This is a genomic window from Providencia sp. AGC89 (assembly GCF_053543535.1).
Window position 1 is genome coordinate 45,598 of sequence record NZ_JBIXLP010000007.1, and the last position, 20,522, is coordinate 66,119.

Sequence of the window (20,522 nt, forward strand, 5' to 3'; positions counted from 1 at the left end):
TAATTTAAGGTATTTCGGTGAATATTCAGGCGATTCTTTCAGATAAAATTGGTGCTGCAATGCTAGCAGCAGGTGCTCCAGAAGGCAGTGACGCGCTGGTACGTCAGTCCGCGAAGGCTCAGTTTGGCGATTATCAAGCCAACGGGGTAATGGGCGCTGCTAAAAAAATGGGGATGGCTCCGAGACAACTTGCTGAGCAGGTTGTTAATCACCTTGATTTGGACGGGGTTGCAAGCAAAATCGAAATTGCAGGTCCTGGGTTTATTAATATTTTCCTTGAACCGACTTGGATAGAGAAACATATCGAAGACGCTTTAACTTCACAACGGTTAGGCATCGCACCCGTTAAACCTGAAACGATTGTTATTGACTACTCCGCACCAAATGTTGCAAAACAAATGCACGTTGGTCATTTACGTTCAACTATCATTGGTGACGCTGCCGCGCGTACTCAAGAATATCTTGGTCATAAAGTGATCCGTGCCAACCACGTAGGTGATTGGGGTACGCAATTTGGTATGTTAATTGCCTACCTTGAAAAAGTACAAAACGAAGATGCAAGTGATATGGCCCTTGCTGACCTCGAAGCGTTTTACCGTGAAGCGAAAAAGCATTACGACGAAGATGAAGAGTTTGCCGTGCGTGCCCGTGGCTACGTAGTAAAACTTCAGTCAGGTGATGAATACTGCCGCCAAATGTGGCGTAAATTGGTTGATATCACCATGCAACAAAATCAACAAACTTACCGCCGTTTAAACGTCACATTAACTGAAGATGACGTGATGGGTGAAAGCTTATATAACAGCATGTTACCCAATATTGTCGCGGACTTAAAAGCAAAAGGCCTTGCGGTTGAAAGCGAAGGTGCGACGGTTGTCTTTCTTGACGAGTTTAAAAACAAGGAAGGCGAGCCTATGGGGGTAATAGTTCAGAAGAAAGACGGCGGCTTCTTATACACCACCACAGATATTGCTTGTGCCAAATACCGCTATGAAACCCTACATGCTGACCGTTCGCTGTATTATATTGACTCACGCCAACATCAACATTTAATGCAAGCATGGACTATCGTGCGCAAAGCCGGTTACATCCCTGAATCCATGTCTTTGGAACATCATATGTTTGGTATGATGTTGGGTAAAGATGGTAAACCATTTAAGACTCGCACAGGCGGAACGGTACGTTTATCTGACTTACTTGATGAGGCTATTGAACGCGCACAAAACCTGATCCGCGAGAAAAACCCTGAAATGCCAGAGGACGAGCTGGTCAATGTTGCAAATGTTGTGGGCATTGGTGCGGTTAAGTATGCTGACCTGTCAAAAAATAGAACGACAGATTACATTTTTGATTGGGATAACATGCTAGCCTTCGAAGGAAATACAGCTCCTTACATGCAATATGCTTATACGCGTGTGGCCTCTATCTTCAAAAAGGCTAACTTAAGCCACACTGACCTCACTTTACCGATTTCATTACAAGATCCACGTGAAATTGCACTAGCAACACGGTTATTACAGTTTGAAGAAACCATCCTGACAGTAGCAAGGGAAGGAACTCCTCATGTTATGTGTGCCTATTTATACGAATTGGCTGGGTTATTCTCAAGTTTCTACGAGCATTGCCCTATTCTGTCAGCGGAAAATGAAAATCAACGTCAAAGCCGCCTGAAACTTGCAGCATTAACACAAAAAACACTGAAAACTGGTTTAGATACACTTGGTATAGAAACCGTTGAAAGAATGTAATTGTAGCTATCAAGCCCAAAAAACAGCCCACTATGTGGGCTGTTTTTTTATGCTTAGAGACTAAACTCTTTGTCACTTTTCTAGATTTCATTGATGGAATTACCAACCTCATCATAAAAACAAATGATAAGGCTCGCGAAAAAAACAACAAAAAAGCCCAATACATTGATTGGGCCTTTCAACATTAGTCCGATATACAGCTTAAGCGATACTGCGTTTCATAAAATCACGTGGCCGAAAACCGAGGGCGAACAAGGCAATAAAATAACTAGCCGCACCAATAACCACCACCATAATTAAACGTAGCATGCGCATTAGCATATTCCCTTCTTGCCATGATGGCATAAAGTGCAATACACCAAATAACACAAGCCCCATTACCACTAAAGCAACTAATAATTTAAATAGAAAACCTTTCCAGCCAGCTAGAGGTTGGAAAATATCTTGTTTACGTAATTGCCAATACAGAACACCGGCATTGAAGCACGCTGCTAAGCCAATAGACAAGGCTAAGCCAGCATGCTGGAGTGGCCCAATAAAAGCCAAGTTCATCAATTGAGTTAATATTAAAGTCACGATAGCAATTTTAACTGGTGTGCGAATATCTTGGCGTGAATAAAACCCCGGCGCTAAAATTTTTACTAAAATCATCCCTGTCAAACCCACACAATAAGCCACTAAAGCATATTGTGTCATCAAAGAATCATGAGCCGTAAAATTGCCATATTGGAAAAGAGAAACCGTTAACGCTTCAGATAATATTGCTAACCCAAGAGCACAAGGTAGCGCCAATAGTAGACAAAGACGCAACCCCCAATCCATTAACTGACGATATTCATTCTGGTTACCGCTTGTAAAACTTTTCGCCAACGACGGCAGCAGAATAGTCCCTAAGGCGACCCCGAGTACACCAGACGGTAACTCCATCAGGCGGTCTGCATAGTACATCCAAGAAACCGAGCCTGACTGCAAAAATGAAGCAAAAATAGTATTAATAATTAATGAGATTTGCGCGACAGATACCCCAATAATAGCGGGCCCCATCATTTTCATTACACGCCAAACGCCGCTATCTCGAAATGAAAGACGTGGCAGAACTAACATACCAACCTTTTTTAAATAAGGTAGCTGATAGACTAACTGTAAAACCCCACCCACAAGTACTGCCCATGCAAGTGACATAATCGGTGGATCAAAATAAGGGGCAGCAAAAGCAGCAAAAATGATCATGCTGACATTGAGCAAGGTTGGGGCAAAGGCTGGAACAGAAAAACGGTTCCAAGTATTCAGGATTGCTCCCGCTAATGAGGCGAGTGAAATCAAAAAGATATACGGAAAAGTGACACGAAGTAAATCCGTTGTTAGGGCAAATTTACCCGCATCATCGGTAAACCCTGGAGCAGTTACATAAATAATCCAAGGTGCTGCCACCATACCAGCCACCGTCACAATTGCCAGTGCCAGTGTTAGCATCCCTGCAATATAAGCAACAAATGTACGAGTTGCCTCTTCGCCTTGCTGATTTTTATATTCAGCTAATATAGGAACGAAAGCTTGAGAAAACGCGCCTTCTGCAAAAATCCGACGCAATAAATTTGGTAATTTAAACGCGACAAAAAAGGCGTCAGCTGCAGCCCCAGCGCCAAAAACCCGAGCAATGATAGCATCACGAATAAACCCAAGCACACGAGACATCATGGTCATTGAGCTTACAGCTGCTAGCGATTTTAATAAATTCATGATTGATAAACTAAAAGAATACAATCGTATCAGTTTAACAGCGCCCGCTGCTACTGACTACGATTGAAAGGTAAATTAGGAGTTTAGGTATTTAAACTTTATGGCGTCCCCACGCATCATCGGTTAATGCCGTCAAGACATGATCTCGCCATTCACCATTGATTTGTAAGTACTGCCTTGCATAACCTTCACGTTCAAAGCCCAACCTCGCCAGAAGGTTACCACTACGCATATTATGAGGCATATAATTAGCCATAATACGGTGCATTTTTTGATGCTTTTGCATATAACGCGTCACTTGCGTTAATGCCTCATACATCAAGCCATGACCTTGCCATTTCTCACCTAAGGAATACCCTAAATAACATGCATGAAATGAACCTCGTAGGACATTACTAAAGTTAGCAACCCCCATCACTTCATTTTCTTCTTTATCTAGTAAAAGAAAATGATAAGCACTTCCTTCACGGTGCATTTCATTCATCACTTGTAACCGGTTTTGCCAACCTGCGGGTTGATAATGTGAATTATCCCGCGTTGGTTCCCACGGCATCAAAAAATCTTTATTCAAACTATAATAATCAGCAAGTCGATAATTATCACGTTCATAAGTCAAACGAATAATCATTCTATCAGTAATAAGACGTACTTTAGGTACATTTGAACGATAACCAAACATCGTTAACCCTTAATTAATAATAAACCCTGACAACTGTTCTAGATTGTAATTTAAAGAACTAGGAGCATACATAAATATGTGACTAGACTTGTTTAACGCAACCAATAACACTGCGATGCAAAATATGGCGGCTATTTATCGATAAAAATAAATCATCAATAACCACCTTTACCCACGATAAAAAAATATCATCTATTGCCTCATATTATACTGATATTATTGACAAGTAACATTAAGGTTCCATCCCTCTTGGCTATTTTTCTAATGGTGTGTCATGGCGCAGGTGTCACGGGCAAGAAGCCTTGGTAAGTATTTCCTTTTATTCGACAACATGTTAGTTGTTCTCGGGTTTTTTGTCGTTTTTCCCCTTATTTCAATTCGATTTGTTGACCAGCTAGGTTGGGCAGCCGTAATCGTTGGTTTTGCCTTAGGCCTTAGGCAATTTGTACAGCAAGGTTTAGGTATTTTTGGGGGAGCTATCGCTGACCGTTTTGGCGCCAAGCCCATGATTGTAATTGGAATGCTGTTGCGTGCTAGCGGGTTCGCCGTCATGGCAGTTGCCCATGACCCGTGGGTTTTATGGCTATCCTGTGTACTTTCAGCTCTTGGCGGCACCCTGTTTGACCCACCCAGAACTGCGCTTGTGATCAAATTAACTCGTCCTTACGAACGTGGGCGCTTCTATTCTTTGCTGTTAATGCAAGACAGCGCTGGGGCAGTAATTGGTGCCTTAATTGGGAGCTGGCTTTTACAATACGACTTCCACTATGTTTGCTGGGTAGGAGCCGCTGTCTTTGTTATTGCGGCTATTTGTAACGCTTGGTTATTACCTGCTTACCGCATTTCAACCGTTAGAACCCCAATAAAAGAAGGTATGGCTCGGGTATTAAAAGATAAACGTTTTGTCACTTATGTTGTAACTCTAGCGGGTTACTTCATGTTATCTGTGCAAGTTATGTTAATGTTTCCTATCGTTGTTAATGAATTGGCAGGGACACCAACCGCGGTCAAATGGATGTACGCTATCGAAGCCGCGATATCTTTAACATTGCTCTACCCGATTGCGCGCTGGAGTGAAAAACATTTCCGCCTTGAACAACGCCTGATGGCCGGTTTATTTTTGATGAGCATCAGCATGTTCCCAATTGGAATGACAACTTCGCTCAATACATTATTTGCACTTATTTGCCTGTTTTATCTTGGAACCGTTACCGCTGACCCCGCTAGAGAAACTCTCAGTGCTTCTCTCGCAGATCCTCGTGCTCGTGGCAGCTATATGGGGTTTAGCCGCTTAGGCTTAGCATTAGGAGGAGCCGTCGGTTATACCGGAGGCGGCTGGATGTATGATATTGGCCATCAATGGAATATGCCGCAACTACCGTGGTTTTTATTAGGCATTATCGGCTTTATTACTTTATGGGCACTCCACAAGCAATTTAATCGTAAAAAAATAGAAACAGTCATGTTGAGTGGGCAGTAATACGCTAAACTAGCAGTATTATTGTAAAAGGAGTCATTATGAAAAAATTTTTATTGGCGACAATGATTGGCTTTCTCACTTTGTTGACTGGCTGTAGTCAATTATCTGAATTCAGTATTAGTGAATCACAAATTAATAACTATCTGGCGAACAAAGTAAAATACGACCACAAGGTTGGGGTAACCGGCTTTGCAGATGCGGATATTCAACTGGCGAATTTAAAATCAGAAATTGGCCGCAGTGAACCGGGGAAGATAGCACTAACTGGGGATGCAACCGTTAAATTAGACTCCCTGATTGGTAAAGCGGAAGCGCAAATTAACCTCACGCTGACCGCCCGCCCATACTTTGACGCACAAACAGGCTCTATTTACCTAAAAGAATTAAATATTAGCCAATATACGGTGATGCCAGAAAAAATGGACACCGCAATGTCAGCCGTTATCCCTTATTTGAATAGCTCCCTTGAAACATTTTTCGAAACTCAGCCTGTTTATGTATTAAACCCAGATAACGGTGCAGCTGAGGCAACCGCTAAAAAATTAGCGAAAGGCTTAGAAATAAAACCCGGTAAACTGGTCATTCCATTAGTTGATTAGTTATCACCATAAATTATTTCGATTGAGAAACGCATTTAAGGCAACAGAGAAATCTGTTGCCTTTCTAGTTCAATCAAAAATATTAATCAATGCATGAGAATACTAGGCTAAAACCGGCCTCTCCTGATGTGACCCTGTCACAATCACTCTATTTCTGAATCCAACTCATCACGTAAAGCAATAACAGCGTCACGAGTAATTTGTGCCAGCGTACGATAAAATGCCGTTTTGGCGTGAGCTTCAACTTTACCTAAAAAAGTACCATACCAACTTAGGATATAACTATCGAATAGCTCTTCTTGTGCGGCTATTTCATCTTCCGCTGCTTGGTCTTCCAACCACGATGCTGCCAGTAATAAAGCCCCAAATGCGTCTGTTGGTGCATCGGTTAAAGACATGCCTCTCACCGTTAAAAACTCACGGACCTCTGCCTCAGTGATTTCGGAGTCGTAATCATTCGCTAGCATTGATACTGCCGGCACTTCACCCGTAAATAACGCATGATAATCCGCACTAATGGCTTTGACATCTAACCCTGTTGACATACGAGACCAAAGTTCATCTTGCTCTAATGGCCATGATGCTTTCAGTTTATCTTGTGCGATCAGGTCAATCAGCGGTTTAACTAGGCTGTCATCAGGGCTACGTTGAAATAGTGTGCCTAAAATACGGCAAACGATTGAAAATTCGTTCATATACATTTTCCTATTTTACAAATCAATAGCCACATCGTCGTGACCAACGCAATGATCTTTTAGTATATCGAAAAAATAGGAAATATATTAGGTAAGAAAAAGAGGAATAACCTCGACAGGTGAATAAATAGAAACAAGATAATAGCGAGTGGCTCTTGGTATACACCGCCCCACTCGCAATAACAGAACAGTAATTAATAACCGCGCTGCATATCAACAACACCAACTGGGGCTTCACCCGCTTCGATACGCTGAATATTACTGGTAATCATATCCATCGCTTCATTAGGTAGCGTAAACGCCGCGACATGTGGCGTAATGGCAATCCGTGGATGTGTCCAAAATGGGTGCATTTGCGATAATGGCTCGCTAGCAAACACATCTAGCGCCGCACCAGCAATTTGCCCTGAATCAAGCGCTGAGAGTAAATCTTGTTCAATTAAATGTGCGCCACGTGCTAAGTTAATCACATATGCGCCTTTTTGTAGCTGGCTAAATAATTGCTGGTTGAGAATGCCAACCGTTTCAGGAGTACTTGGTAATAGGTTGATCACCACACGAGTTCCTGCAAGGAAGCTTGCAAGCTGGTCATGGCCATAATAACTCTTCACTTTATCAAGGTGTTTTTCAGAGCGGCTCCATGTTTTGACGTGGAAACCAAAGCTAACTAGGCGCTTAGCCACCGCTTGCCCTAGAGCACCAGCCCCCATCACACCAATAACAAATTCGTCATGTTGATACGCTGGCAATTGTTTCCATTGGCGCTGTGATTGTAACTGCCGGTATTCATCCATACGACGGAAGTAAGATAAGACTTTCGCACAGGCATATTCTTCCATTTGAATCGCCATCCCCGTATCTTCTAACCGCATAACAGGCACCCCAGCCGGTAATGTCCCAGGGTTATCGTGCTCCTGTTTTAAAATAGCGTCGACACCTGCACCTAATGCAAAAATCCCTTTTAAATCACTGCGCCCAGCTAAACACTCATAAGGGGGTAACCAAACCATGGCATAATCAGCTGCTTGATTATCCCCTTTTTCCCATTGACGAATATTAGCTTGTGGTAATCTAGCACGCATGCCTTCAATCCACTGTTTTGAATCAAAAAATGGATGGTAAAATAAAATATTCATGGCGACTCCTCTTCGGTTTCTAACAGAGTGTGCCGAATGGCTTTTCTTTTCAAGTTAATCAACCTTATACAGCTCACTCTATAAGAATTTTGTTAACTAGCTAACGGTTTTCACTCTCCCTTCTTGCAGTTCAAAATTAACATAACAAATATCAGTCACCCTAAAATATAACAATTAAGATTAGATAATAATCAAATTGATTTTTATTTAGCTAAACAACCATAAATGTGGGAAAAAGAATAAATAGATAGTTGACGCAAGACGCTATTTTCCCTATAGTAGCGCCCCGTTGCAGAGCAGGTTTTTATTACCTACTCCACAACGGATATAGCAGTACAGATTTAGAAAAACGGTGAGGTGTCCGAGAGGCTGAAGGAGCACGCCTGGAAAGTGTGTATACGGCAACGTATCGAGGGTTCGAATCCCTCCCTCACCGCCATTTTTCTTCTAGTTTTCCCTTTCTTCTTTATACAAGACTTCCTTTTCTTGCCCATTTTTAGGGCCAATACCGATACCTCTTTCATGGTACTCGCGGCTAATGTCTTCCCAAAGTTCAGCATTTTCCACCCCTGCTACTTTTGGGTCGAAAACAGGGTCAATTCCCAGTTTTTCTTGTCGTTCATAATCCCGTAAAGCACGCAATGCAGGTTTCGAAAGAAAGACTATCGCGATTAAATTGAGATAACTCATACTACCAAAGCCAATATCGCCTAAACTCCACATTAGGCTAACTGACTCCACACTTCCCATAAAGACGATAATTAAAAATACAAACTTAAGGATCAATTTGAGTACTGGATAAGACAGCTTCCTATCAAGGTAAACGATGGTTGTTTCTGCAATATAATAGTAAGCCATCAGTGTTGTGAAAGCGAAAAGGAATACGGCAATTGAAACAAACCCTGACCCGGCTGAAGTAAATACTGTGGATACCGCCATTTGTGTCCACGCCGTTCCTGCGGCCACTCCTGGGACATATTCAACTAATGCTGTTGCAGAACCGTCAGGGAACACATTGTACATATTGGTCACGAGGATCATCAACCCTGAAGCCGTGCATACCACAACTGTATCAATATAGATTGAAAAGGCTTGGATCAAACCTTGTTTAACCGGATGGCTCACTTCAGCCGCCGCAGAACTGAATGTTGCCTCACCTGCACCAGCAACATTAGAAAAAACAGCTCGGCGTACCCCCCATGAAACCGCAGTACCGATAATTCCACCAAAAACAGCATCCATCCCCATTGCACTACGGAATATCAAGCTAAACATTGCTGGGACTTTCTCATAATGGCTACCTAAAATAATCACCATCATCACGATATAAGCAAGAGCCATAATCGGCACAATTTTATCCGCAGCACTCGCAATACGCTTGACGCCACCAAAGATTAACCACGCCATTAGCACAGTGACGATTACACCTGTCACAATCGGAGGGAGATTGAAAGATGTTTGGAAAGCATCTGCGATGGTATTGGCTTGAATACCAGGAACTAATATCCCATAAGATAAACAAATGACAGCAGCCACCACGATTGCAAACGGTTTTAACTTTAAACCTTTTTCAATGTAGTAAGGGGAGCCGCCTCGATATTGGCCATCAGAACGTTGCTTATAAATCTGAGCTAATGTTGACTCAATAAAAGCACTAGCCCCTCCTAATAGCCCCATGACTACCATCCAAAAAATAGCACCGGGACCACCCGCGGCAACGGCGGTTGCGACCCCAGCAATATTACCAACACCAACGCGACCAGATAAAGCTAAGCAAAATGCTTGGAATGAAGAAATCCCATCCTTTGATGCTTTATTTTCCTTTAATAAACAAACCATTTTGATGATATAGCGAAACTGTACTCCACGTGTCGCTAAAGTAAAGTAAAGCCCCACACCTAGCGATAATATGACTAATGCATTACCCCAGATGTAACCAACGATTGTATTAACGATGGCTTCCATTTTGTACTCCTTCGTTATTGTAATTGTTTATTGTGTGTTTGCAGGGGAAAAAAAACCTGAGCCCTTAGAGCTCAGGTCAACGTTATTTATTGGTGAATAAACCAGATAACTTTCTTTTGTGTATATTGTTCGAAAGCCTCTAACCCATTATCTTTACCGCCAAAGCCTGATTGCCGGAAACCTCCAAACGGCGTAGCGATACTACCCTCACTGAATCCGTTTACCGAAACCGTTCCTGCATTAATACGACGGGCAACATGCATAACTCGATGAATATTCTGACTATAAAACGAGGCCGCTAAGCCGTAGTGCGTATCATTCGCTAAAGCAATTGCTTCATCATCATTTTTAAATGAAGTGACTGCTAAAATGGGCCCGAACACCTCATGTTTAAACAGTGACATTTGGGGAGTAACTTCATCAAAAATTGTCGGCTCGAGATACCAGCCTGAACCTATCTCATGATGGACTTTTCCACCTGTAACGAGTTGACCTCCTTCTTTTATTGTTATGTCTAAAAACGATTGAACCTTCTCAAAATGCGCTTGTTCAATCATAGGCCCTATTGACACCTCAGCCTGTCGTGGATCACCCAATTTCCATTCTTTCAGTGCCATCGTTAGCTTTGCTAATAGTGGCTGTTTAATACTTTCATGTACTATCAGACGAGAACCACAGCTACAGTTTTCACTCATATTCCAAAATGCAGCGGCCAAGATATGCGGAATTGCAGCCTCTATATCTGCATCTTCGAACACAAGTTGCGGGCTTTTACCACCACACTCAAGAATAATTTCTTTTAAGTTACTTTCAGCCGAATACTTTAGAAACAGGCGCCCTACCTCAGTTGAACCAGTAAAGGAAACAACATCAACATCATTGTGCCGCCCAAGTGCCTCACCGACTTTTTCCCCTAAGCCGCATACAAGGCTTAGTGCCCCTTTAGGAACACCCGCTTCATAGGCAAGCTCGACCAAACGATAAGCACTTAACGATGTTAGCTCCGCCGGTTTGACCACCACAGAATTACCCACAGCAAGAGCTGGCGCAACCTTCCATGCAAACATTTGTGCTGGGAAATTCCACGGAAGTACTGCCCCAACCACGCCAATAGGCTCATTAACAATCAGCCCTAGCTCTTGCTGACTAGTTGGTGCAATTTTACCAAACAGCTTGTCGAGAGTTTCAGCATACCAATAGAAAGTTTCAATGGTGGCGGGTAAATCCGTATTTAAACATTCAGTTATTGGTTTACCTGCATCAACACAATCCAACGCAGCTAACTCCTCGCTGTGCAGGCTAATAAGATCAGCCCATTTAAGCATTACAGCTTTACGTTCTTGAGGGGATAGGTCACGCCAAATTCCCTTTTCAAACGTGTTGCGAGCCACTCTTACCGCAGCTTCAATATCTTGGGCATCCCCATCTGCGATATACCCAATGAGGCTATTATCAATCGGCGTACGGTTTTCTAACTTATTATTATGATTTGCATACCCTTCAATCAAATTGCCCGCCCATAATTTCCCTTGATTAGCGCGTTCGAATACCTGTTCTTGAGTGATTTTCATTCTGTGATCCCCCAGCTACGATTTGACTAATTTGATAAATTCATTACGTGCTGCAGTTGCTAAATTTGATAATGGCAAGCGAACAGGCCCCGCATTAAATGAGCCATTTAAGCAGCCAGCTTTAGCTTTTTGGTTATAATCACCTGATTCCATAGAATAAATTGCTGGGTATATGGTCTTCATAATTTGCTTGGCTTTATCCCAATCCCCTAATTGAGCAGCCTCATAAATTGCCACCTGTTCAGATGGGAATACATTACCTGCTCCAGCAATCCAACTTTTAGAGCCCCAGAAGAAAAAGTCCACAGGCTGGTCATCACAACCGCAGATCACTTCAAAGTTTTTAAATGGCGTTTGGAGTAAATGAAGTGCGCGGCTAAAACTACCGCTGCTCTCTTTGATAGCGACAATGTTGTCAATTTCTGCCAACTTCATCACCGTATCAATTTCAATTTCTATACCAATACGAGCAGGGAAATTGTACATAATAATGGGTAATGAGGTTGATTTTGCTACTTTTTCATAGTGGGCATATACCCCTTGTTGATCGGGTAGACTATACGGAGGCGGTGATAACATTAAACCTTCATAACCGAGGTTTTTCGCTTGTTCAGCACGTGCGATTGCTCCCTCGGTTGACAAATCGTTAATGCCAGCAATTAATGTCACACGCCCTTTGGCGATTTTGCTGACCGTTGATAATACGGTTTGGCGTTCATCTTCATTTAATGCGTAATATTCACCCGTTGTTCCGCACACGACTAAACCAGTGACGCCCTTTGCAATTAACTGCTCCGTTAGTTCTGCTAATCCACTAATATTTAATGATAAATCATCGTGAAATGGAGTGACTAATGGTACAAGAATGCCATGAAAGTTCATTTGAATTATCCTCAAAATTTAAAGAAAACGCTCAATAGAAAACGGACTACAATCGACGGCTGTCGGCTGTTCATGAATAAAACAATTAACTATATCTGCGGTGATAGCCGCTTGGGTTAACCCTAGGTGTTGGTGCCCAAAGGCAAAGATATACGGGCCTTTGTGGTCAATTACGGGTAAAGAATCTGATGTGGAAGGGCGAAACCCCATCCACGGCGTTGATTCTTGGCTATTAAGCGGGGTGGTTAGCATCGGCTCTGCTAAGGGAAGAAAATGATGAGCACGTTGCATATTCGGCGGTCGTTTTAACCCTGCATATTCAACAGTACCCGCAAGGCGTAATCCCCCAGCCATTGGGGTCATAATAAAACGCCTATCCATACTTGAAACAGGAATATTCAGCCGCCGCCCCTCCTGCGGCAACATTAAATGATAACCCCGCTCAGTTTCTAGCGGCACATTAATGCGACTGACCATTCTGACTAATGATTTAGAAAATGCGCCGCCTGCGATCACGACTTTTCGTCCTGAAAATACGCCTTGCGTTGTTGTTACTGTCGCTTCCAAATTTGAAGTTGAAGTAATTTGCGTTACTTCACAGTGGGTTAACACTCGGCCACCCAAATTGATAAACGACTGAGTGAGCCTTGAGTGCAATTCTGCTAAATCAATAACATGCCCAGTATCAGGGTAGAAAATCCCTCCCAACTGGCTTGTTGATAGAGCTGGCTCACGCTGCAATAGTTCAGCTTGTTGAATTAATTGGTTTTTAACACCAATTTTTGTAAGGTATTCACTATGTTCACCCAGCTTATCAAGGGTTTCATTTTTTTCTGCAACCAATAACGACCCTTCCATTTTAACAAGGTCACTAAGTTGCCATTTTTGAATAAAAGTTTGCCATGAATCAAAAGCAGCACGATTCAACGTGGTCAATGTACGGTGGATGTGTGTAAAAGGCTTGTGACGCATATTACCCACCAGCTTACATAACCATGGTGTTAACGGTAATAAATAGCGCCAATCTAAACGTAAGGGCCCAAGCGGGTCGAGAAGCATTTTCGGAATGGATTTTAACACTGCAGGGTCGGCAATAGGAAATACCTGTTCAGTTGCAATATGCCCTGCATTACCAAACGAAGCTCCAGAGCCAATTTCATGTTTATCAATGAGCAACACATCCGTACCATTAGCTTGCACACTTAGTGCAATACTTAAGCCAATAATACCACCACCAATCACGACTACAGGATATTGATAAGCCATACCATTCCCCTACGAAACCGAAATGCCAAAACGGAATGGGTCTTGCTCATCAATAAGCAAGGTATTTTGACCACTAATGTAAGCGTTGCCTCTAATCGTAGGGATAATCCCATTCGCATCAGCATGCTGAAAACTAGCTTGAAATTGGCTTCCGATAACACTGGCTTGATGCCACACTTCACCAGCCACTAATTTTTTATCCGCAGCAAGGCAAGCTAGTTTTGCACTTGTTCCCGTACCACAAGGTGAACGGTCATAAGCGCCCCCAGGGCAAAGAACAAAACTTTGACTGTTCGCTGTTGGGTGTGAACTAAATAACTCAATATGGTCAATTTCTTGGTTATCTTTACCAAAAACTTTTTGGTCTAATAAGGCTTGTTTTATTTTTAAACAGATTTCTGTCAGTAGGTTTACTTGTTGAAAATTGACTGCAACAGGCGAATTTTCAACTAAGAAAAACCAATTCCCTCCCCAAGCGATATCTCCAGTGATGGTGCCAACTTCAGGGACATCAATCTGTACACCTTTACGATAACGATATGAATAAACATTTTGAATACTCACACTGCCATCCTGATGTAACTCGGCGGTGACTTCGCCTACGGGGGTTTCAATTAAGTGTTTTCCATATGAAATCTGCCCTAAAAAATGCAATGACGCGACTAAGCCAATTGTGCCGTGACCGCACATGCCTAAGTAACCTTCATTGTTGAAGAAAATAACACCAGCTGCAGCAGCTGGGTTTTGCGGCTTACATAGGAGTGCGCCGACAAGAATATCGTTACCTCGAGGCTCTAAAATGGTTGTACGACGCCAATCATCATGATGCTCACGCAGTAACTCTAATCGTGCAGCTATACTTTCATTTCCCAACTCAGGGAAACCGCCGATCACTAAACGCGTTGGTTCTCCGGCGGTATGAGAATCTATAACTTCAATTTTTTTATATTGAGATTGCATTTGTTAGCACCCTATCCATTTTAATTGTTAATAGAATGCTTGTTTTTGTTAACAACTCTTGATATCTTTCCAATCAACTTATGCGTTTTTCTGCACAATCTCAAAATATTTAAGAAAATTAGTTAAATTAATTTAAGAACCGGAGAACAGCATGATCAATTTAAATAAATTATTATTGATTAGTCAGGAAAATATGCTTTTTCCCGTTGATAATATTGATACTTTGCTAAATCACCTAGGTTTAGTGATGCCTCTTATAAATACATTGCCTAATGTGACTTTCTTTGTGAAAGACCATAATGCAAAGTATTTACTTGCGAATGATAATTTAGCCACTCGCTGTAAAATTGAGCATGTTAACCACGTAGTAGGTAAAAGCGCTGAAGATATTTTCCATTCTGAGTTAGGCCAAAGTTATAGTTCACAAGATTATTTAGTGATGGAAAAGAAAATTAGTGTCATCAATAAACTTGAACTTCATCTCTATAAAGTAGGTTTACTGGGTTGGTGTTTAACCACTAAAGTTCCTATTTTTAATACGAATAACCAAGTCATTGGGGTTGCTGGTATTTCAGTTGACCTTCAAGACGCGAAATCAGTGAGTCCAAAACTAAACAACCAACTTAGTCGAGTTGAACGCTACATTAGCGATAACTTTGATACTGCGATTAAAATGACAACGCTTGCGGAAATTTCCGGCTTATCTCTATCCCAATTGAATCGCCAATTTAAAGCTATTTTCTTGATCACTCCTCAGCAATATATTCAAAAAAAGCGTCTTGAACATGCTATTGAATTATTGGAGGATAATTATTCAATCACTGAGATTTCCAGTAAATGTGCCTATGCTGATCACAGTGCGTTTTGCCGTAAATTCAAAGAAATGACAACCATGACGCCTAGCCAATTTAAACGGATGCGAGCAGCCATAGACAGACAAAAAATAATTGCCTAATTAATACTGAACTACTCAGTAAAGATTAGATAATGAAAGTTATTTAACATTCATTGATAATGTTTATTTTATATTTTAATTCAATGAGTTAGCCAACACTCAATCTCAATTTCTACTCTATTCTCCCTTTTCTATAATATTAACTTAAGATAGCTCTTATTGTGGCTTAAGATGGATCGCGTATTGATATGTCACAAACCTGCATACTATTCGCAGTGATAGGAAAGGATAAACCAATGACAATTTATGATCTGAAACCTAAATTTCAAGATCTACTCCGCCCGCTAGTGCGTTACTTATTTAAAGCCGGTGTGACAGCAAACCAAGTGACTATAGCCGCGTTACTTTTATCCGTAATGGTCGGTGCTGTTTTATTTTTCTTCCCCAATCCTCACTTGTTTGCTTTATTACCTTTTATTTTGTTTATTCGGATGGCATTGAATGCGATTGATGGCATGCTAGCCAGAGAACATCAGCAAAAAAGCAACCTTGGTGCATTTTTAAATGAGCTCTGTGATGTCATTTCTGATATCGCTTTATACCTACCATTTATTGTTATTTTTCACTCGTCCTTCTGGTTGATATTATTGATTTTAGTACTGTCAGTATTAACCGAGTTCATCGGTGTCATTGCCCAAGCCATTGGTGCATCACGACGCTATGATGGCCCTATTGGTAAAAGTGACCGTGCGTTTATTTTTGGGGCTCTAGGGTTATTGGTGAGCATATTCCCACACATAGCCTTATCAAACTGGGTTATTTACCTGTTGGTTATTATGTCATTGTTGCTGTTTTATACCTGCTATAACCGTATCCAGCGAGCACTTGCTCAGTTAAATACACCACTGGATAATAAATAATTAAGGAATAATTATGAACGTTCAGACAGATTATCTGACGCAACGCTCCGTTACCGAATCACACTTTACAACTAGCGACCATGCCTCTATTTTTTATCGCTATTGGCCAACTGAAACCCCCACTCAGAAAGCTATTGTCTTATTCCATCGCGGTCACGAGCATTCAGGGAGAGTGGCTCATTTAGTTGATGAATTAAATTTACCTGACTTTGCAATGTTCGCATGGGATGCTCGTGGGCATGGTCGAAATGACGGCCCGAGAGGTTATAGCCCCTCATTAAGTACATCTATTAGTGATGTAGATGAATTTATTCGCTATATATCTAGGCAGTATCAGATACCATTAGAAAATATCATTGTTATCGGCCAAAGCGTTGGCGCAGTGCTCGTCTCCTCTTGGGTACATGATTACGCCCCCAAAATCCGCGCAATGGTATTAGCTTCCCCCGCATTTAAAGTTAAATTATATGTCCCATTTGCACGTACTGGCTTAGCTTTAATGCAAAAAGCTCGTGGTTTGTTTTATGTTAATTCGTATGTAAAGGCAAAATTTCTCACCCATGACCAACAAAGAATTGATTCGTTTAATCGTGACCCTTTAATCACTCGCCCTATCGCTGTTAATATTTTACTCGAACTGTACAAAACGGCCGATAGAATCGTCGCAGATGCAGGTGCGATTACATTACCAACCCAATTATTTATTTCAGGTAGTGATCACGTGGTTCACCATCGCCCTCAACACCAATTCTTTGAAAAACTGAATACACCAATTAAAGAAAAACATGTGTTACCCGGTTTTTATCACGATACGTTAGGCGAAAAAGAGCGCCATATTCCTATTGAAAAAATTCGGGATTTTGTCGAAAAACTGTTTAGTTTTCCCCTTTATCAACATAATTACCAATATGAAGACACCTGGAGTGTTAGCGCAGAAAAATACCGCACTCTAATGACCCCGCTCCCTAAATGGTGCCCTAAAAACCTTATGTATAAAACCATGAGCAAATCCATGAGTACGCTTGGAAAAGCCTCTGAAGGGATACGTATTGGTTATGACAAAGGCTTTGATTCTGGTTCAACACTGGATTATGTATATCGTGATAAAGCCCAAGGAAAAGGCTTATTTGGCCGTATTATTGATAGACAATATCTCAATAGCATTGGCTGGCAAGGAATACGCCAACGAAAAGTAAACATTGAAAACATTTTACGCCAAGCTATTCGTGAGCTAAGCGAAAATGGCATACCTGTTCGGATCATGGATATTGCTGCTGGCCAAGGCCGTTATATCTTTGACGCTATTAATGATTATGGCAAAGTCGAATCTGTTTTGTTACGCGATTATAGCTCAGTCAATGTTGAACAAGGCCGTTTACATATTAAGCAACGTTACCTTGAGGATAAGATCCAGTTTATAGAAGGTAATGCATTTGATGCTGACTCCTTAGCTGCGGTAACACCATCACCAACGATAGGTGTAGTCAGTGGTTTATATGAGCTTTTCCCCAGTAATGAGTTAATTAAGCAATCATTAAATGGGCTTTCTCGTGCCATACCTTCAGGCGGTTTACTTATTTATACTTGCCAGCCTTGGCACCCCCAAGTCGAAATGATCGCGCGCGTACTACCAAGCCACCAAGGCGGCCAAGCATGGGTAATGCGTTGCCGAAGCCAAGGCGAAATGGATACATTAGTTGAAGAAGCAGGTTTTGAAAAATTAAACCAATCTATCGATAACTGGGGTATATTCAGTGTATCTATAGCTAGACGCCGCTAATTTACTTTCATAGTAAGTGATTGATAGTATGATTAATTTCGCCATCAATCACTTACCTTTAGCGGCCGTCATTATTGGTTAACATCAACGCTGTTATGTCATGAAAGCTGATTTGAACCGACCTTATACAACATATATACCTATTTATATGGCTATTGTTTATCATTAACCTATTCGTACTTTAAGGAAGATAGCAAAGGACTATGACTGTAATTTCTATTCCTAAACAAGCACCATCACGACGTCAAATTATATTATATGGCTTGTTATGGCTCGCGTTCTTAGCCCCTTTTTTCTTTCTAACTTATGGCCAAGTTAATGCTTATACCGCAACATTAAACCATGTCCCTTCCGTTGTTTTTTCTTGGGAGCCAGAGATCCCTTTTATCCCTTGGACGATCATTCCTTATTGGAGCATCGACCTTCTATATGGGCTATCGCTATTTATTTGCACAACTCGTAAGGAACAAACGATACACGGGTTACGACTCGCCATTGCTTCGGTTGTCGCTTGTATTGGTTTTTTATTATTTCCCCTTAAATTTAGTTTCTCTCGCCCAACGACAGATGGCCTTTTTGGCTGGATGTTTGATAGCTTAGAGTTATTTGACCTACCCTTTAACCAAGCCCCATCATTGCATATTATTTTATTATGGATCTTATGGTTACGATTTCGTGCTCATACACCTAACAAATGGCGTTGGTTGCTCCATAGTTGGTCTGTATTAATTTTAATTTCAGTTCTCACTACTTGGCAGCACCATTTTATTGATGTAATAACTGGCTTTGCTGTTGGCATCATAATTAGTTATTTGTTACCTATGCATACCCGCTGGCAATGGCATTACACGGGTTCTCCTCGTAGCTTCAAAATGAGTAAAAATTATGGTTTAGGGTCAATATTTTGTTTTGCTTTAGCTTTTTTTATTCAAGGTACAGCATGGTTATTACTCTGGCCTGCAATAGCATTATTTTTTATCACTGTAGGCTATTTGGGAGCCGGCGCTAGTGTCTTCCAAAAAACCCCCGACGGCAAAATTTCCCTTTCAGCCGCTATCCTCTTACTGCCTTATCGGCTCATTGCTTGGGGAACCTATCATTACTTTGCTAAACATTGTGCACAACCGAGTATTATCAATGCGTATATTGTTTTGGGAGGGCGCCCGCTTTATCCTTTGCAAACACAAGCCGTTTTAGATATGACTTGCGAATGGCCTCGCAATACTTATAGCGAAGGGCAAGCTTACTGTAGCCAACCACAAATTGATTTGTTACCACTAAGCGCAGAAGATATCGAAAAATCAGTACGTAGCATGGACCAGCTAGCAAAATTTGGTACTGTTTACATTCACTGTAAGCTAGGCTATTCACGTAGTGCTACAGTTGCTGTTGCATGGTTAGTCCACCATGGTGATGCAACAAACATAGAAGAAGCAATCGCGTTAGTTGAACAAGCACGGCCACAAGTTATTTTGAATGCGGCAACGAAAGAACAACTAAACTATTGGTATACACAATATCATTTAAATAGAGTGGCATAATGAATACTTTGATGGATAAAAATCATGGCGATATAATTATTGCTTTCACTAATAGCTGGCGCTATTTAGCAACGGGCTCCATTTTATCCTTTATTTGTCAGTTTAGCCTATTCCTCTGTTTAAATTATAATAAATACTATTTATTTATTGCCATAATTATATTTATTATTAGTCATTATTATATTTATCGACTTTGGTTAGATAACCATTTCTTTAAAATTATCTATCACCAAGAAAACACCAAAGCCTTTGATAATACTTTAACTTCTTTATTTCCTAGGAAAACCAAAGACAGAAGTATGGAGCAACGCTGGTACGGCACCAAACAGCTATTTACCCGGGCATTACTGTCAGTACTATTACTTTGGTTATGGTTATTAATTACTGTAGTTACATTATAAGTAAATTAATTAGTGGTGATTAATATATTATTTACTATTAATCCCCACTAAAAAACACTAATTAAATATAATTTAAACCGGCAAAATTAAATAGGCGAATAAAATAAAACTGGCTATTTAACATTATAATATAATGGCTTTTTTTACTTTCACCACTGAAAACGTTATGATAATTGCAGATTCATTGATACATAACAGTTTTTTTCAGGTTGCTAAGCGTATCATTATAGATACATTTTCGTTTATTTTTCACCCTGTTATTTG

The 20,522-nt window shown here is 41.1% G+C and carries 17 protein-coding genes and 1 tRNA gene; 9 read left to right on the forward strand and 9 right to left on the reverse strand.

Annotated features, from left to right (window positions below; all coding sequences use genetic code 11):
- Nucleotides 1-17: 17 nt before the first annotated feature.
- Complete coding sequence (argS, locus tag ACIPUA_RS02770; protein ID WP_042843913.1) at nucleotides 18-1,748, forward strand: arginine--tRNA ligase; 1,731 nt, start codon at nucleotides 18-20, stop codon at nucleotides 1,746-1,748.
- Between the two features lie 201 nt (nucleotides 1,749-1,949).
- On the opposite strand, the gene murJ is transcribed toward argS, so the two are convergent.
- Nucleotides 1,950-3,488, reverse strand: coding sequence for a murein biosynthesis integral membrane protein MurJ (gene murJ, locus ACIPUA_RS02775; RefSeq protein WP_042843914.1), 1,539 nt, complete (start codon nucleotides 3,486-3,488; stop codon nucleotides 1,950-1,952).
- Nucleotides 3,489-3,579: 91 nt separating this feature from the next.
- Nucleotides 3,580-4,167 (reverse strand): ribosomal protein S5-alanine N-acetyltransferase, encoded by a 588-nt coding sequence (gene rimJ, locus ACIPUA_RS02780; protein WP_042843915.1) that lies wholly within the window; start codon nucleotides 4,165-4,167, stop codon nucleotides 3,580-3,582.
- 274 nt (nucleotides 4,168-4,441) lie between these two features.
- Here rimJ and mdtH point away from each other — a divergent pair, with 274 nt between their 5' ends.
- Both mdtH and ACIPUA_RS02790 read left to right on the forward strand, forming a co-directional pair.
- Nucleotides 4,442-5,647 (forward strand): multidrug efflux MFS transporter MdtH, encoded by a 1,206-nt coding sequence (gene mdtH / locus ACIPUA_RS02785; protein ID WP_042843916.1) that lies wholly within the window; start codon nucleotides 4,442-4,444, stop codon nucleotides 5,645-5,647.
- 38 nt (nucleotides 5,648-5,685) lie between these two features.
- Entirely contained in the window at nucleotides 5,686-6,246 is a 561-nt protein-coding gene (locus ACIPUA_RS02790) for a lipoprotein (RefSeq protein WP_042843917.1), read from the forward strand.
- Nucleotides 6,247-6,389: 143 nt separating this feature from the next.
- On the opposite strand, the gene ACIPUA_RS02795 is transcribed toward ACIPUA_RS02790, so the two are convergent.
- A complete protein-coding gene (locus ACIPUA_RS02795; RefSeq protein ID WP_042843919.1) occupies nucleotides 6,390-6,941 on the reverse strand; it encodes a TorD/DmsD family molecular chaperone in 552 nt (183 codons plus the stop codon).
- A 194-nt stretch (nucleotides 6,942-7,135) separates the two neighbouring features.
- The gene (ghrA, locus tag ACIPUA_RS02800) at nucleotides 7,136-8,077 is read right to left on the reverse strand and encodes a glyoxylate/hydroxypyruvate reductase GhrA (protein ID WP_042843920.1); all 942 of its coding nucleotides are present in this window, start codon (nucleotides 8,075-8,077) and stop codon (nucleotides 7,136-7,138) included.
- Nucleotides 8,078-8,428: 351 nt separating this feature from the next.
- Here ghrA and ACIPUA_RS02805 point away from each other — a divergent pair.
- Nucleotides 8,429-8,516, forward strand: a tRNA-Ser gene (locus ACIPUA_RS02805).
- Nucleotides 8,517-8,524: 8 nt separating this feature from the next.
- On the opposite strand, the gene ACIPUA_RS02810 is transcribed toward ACIPUA_RS02805, so the two are convergent.
- The 5 genes from ACIPUA_RS02810 to ACIPUA_RS02830 form a co-directional block, all read right to left on the reverse strand.
- Nucleotides 8,525-10,042 (reverse strand): alanine/glycine:cation symporter family protein, encoded by a 1,518-nt coding sequence (locus tag ACIPUA_RS02810; protein ID WP_042843921.1) that lies wholly within the window; start codon nucleotides 10,040-10,042, stop codon nucleotides 8,525-8,527.
- Nucleotides 10,043-10,128: 86 nt separating this feature from the next.
- Nucleotides 10,129-11,613 (reverse strand): aldehyde dehydrogenase, encoded by a 1,485-nt coding sequence (locus ACIPUA_RS02815; protein WP_042843922.1) that lies wholly within the window; start codon nucleotides 11,611-11,613, stop codon nucleotides 10,129-10,131.
- Between the two features lie 15 nt (nucleotides 11,614-11,628).
- Nucleotides 11,629-12,495 carry a 4-hydroxy-tetrahydrodipicolinate synthase gene (gene dapA / locus ACIPUA_RS02820; protein WP_042843923.1) on the reverse strand — a complete coding sequence of 289 codons (867 nt, stop codon included), beginning with the start codon at nucleotides 12,493-12,495 and terminating at the stop codon, nucleotides 11,629-11,631.
- Between the two features lie 18 nt (nucleotides 12,496-12,513).
- A complete protein-coding gene (locus ACIPUA_RS02825) occupies nucleotides 12,514-13,761 on the reverse strand; it encodes an NAD(P)/FAD-dependent oxidoreductase (RefSeq protein WP_166684891.1) in 1,248 nt (415 codons plus the stop codon).
- A 9-nt stretch (nucleotides 13,762-13,770) separates the two neighbouring features.
- The gene (locus ACIPUA_RS02830) at nucleotides 13,771-14,721 is read right to left on the reverse strand and encodes a 4-hydroxyproline epimerase (RefSeq protein WP_042843925.1); all 951 of its coding nucleotides are present in this window, start codon (nucleotides 14,719-14,721) and stop codon (nucleotides 13,771-13,773) included.
- A gap of 151 nt (nucleotides 14,722-14,872) precedes the next feature.
- Here ACIPUA_RS02830 and ACIPUA_RS02835 point away from each other — a divergent pair, with 151 nt between their 5' ends.
- The 5 genes from ACIPUA_RS02835 to ACIPUA_RS02855 all read left to right on the forward strand — a co-directional run bounded on the left by ACIPUA_RS02835 (nucleotide 14,873) and on the right by ACIPUA_RS02855 (nucleotide 20,258).
- Nucleotides 14,873-15,676 carry a helix-turn-helix domain-containing protein gene (locus tag ACIPUA_RS02835; protein ID WP_042843927.1) on the forward strand — a complete coding sequence of 268 codons (804 nt, stop codon included), beginning with the start codon at nucleotides 14,873-14,875 and terminating at the stop codon, nucleotides 15,674-15,676.
- A 236-nt stretch (nucleotides 15,677-15,912) separates the two neighbouring features.
- Complete coding sequence (locus ACIPUA_RS02840) at nucleotides 15,913-16,536, forward strand: CDP-alcohol phosphatidyltransferase family protein (protein ID WP_042843928.1); 624 nt, start codon at nucleotides 15,913-15,915, stop codon at nucleotides 16,534-16,536.
- 13 nt (nucleotides 16,537-16,549) lie between these two features.
- The gene (locus tag ACIPUA_RS02845) at nucleotides 16,550-18,316 is read left to right on the forward strand and encodes a bifunctional alpha/beta hydrolase/class I SAM-dependent methyltransferase (protein ID WP_071548041.1); all 1,767 of its coding nucleotides are present in this window, start codon (nucleotides 16,550-16,552) and stop codon (nucleotides 18,314-18,316) included.
- A gap of 203 nt (nucleotides 18,317-18,519) precedes the next feature.
- Complete coding sequence (locus ACIPUA_RS02850) at nucleotides 18,520-19,857, forward strand: phosphatase PAP2/dual specificity phosphatase family protein (protein ID WP_449059250.1); 1,338 nt, start codon at nucleotides 18,520-18,522, stop codon at nucleotides 19,855-19,857.
- A complete protein-coding gene (locus ACIPUA_RS02855) occupies nucleotides 19,857-20,258 on the forward strand; it encodes a hypothetical protein (RefSeq protein WP_449059251.1) in 402 nt (133 codons plus the stop codon). Before ACIPUA_RS02850 ends, ACIPUA_RS02855 begins: the two co-directional genes overlap by 1 nt.
- Nucleotides 20,259-20,522: the final 264 nt, after the last annotated feature.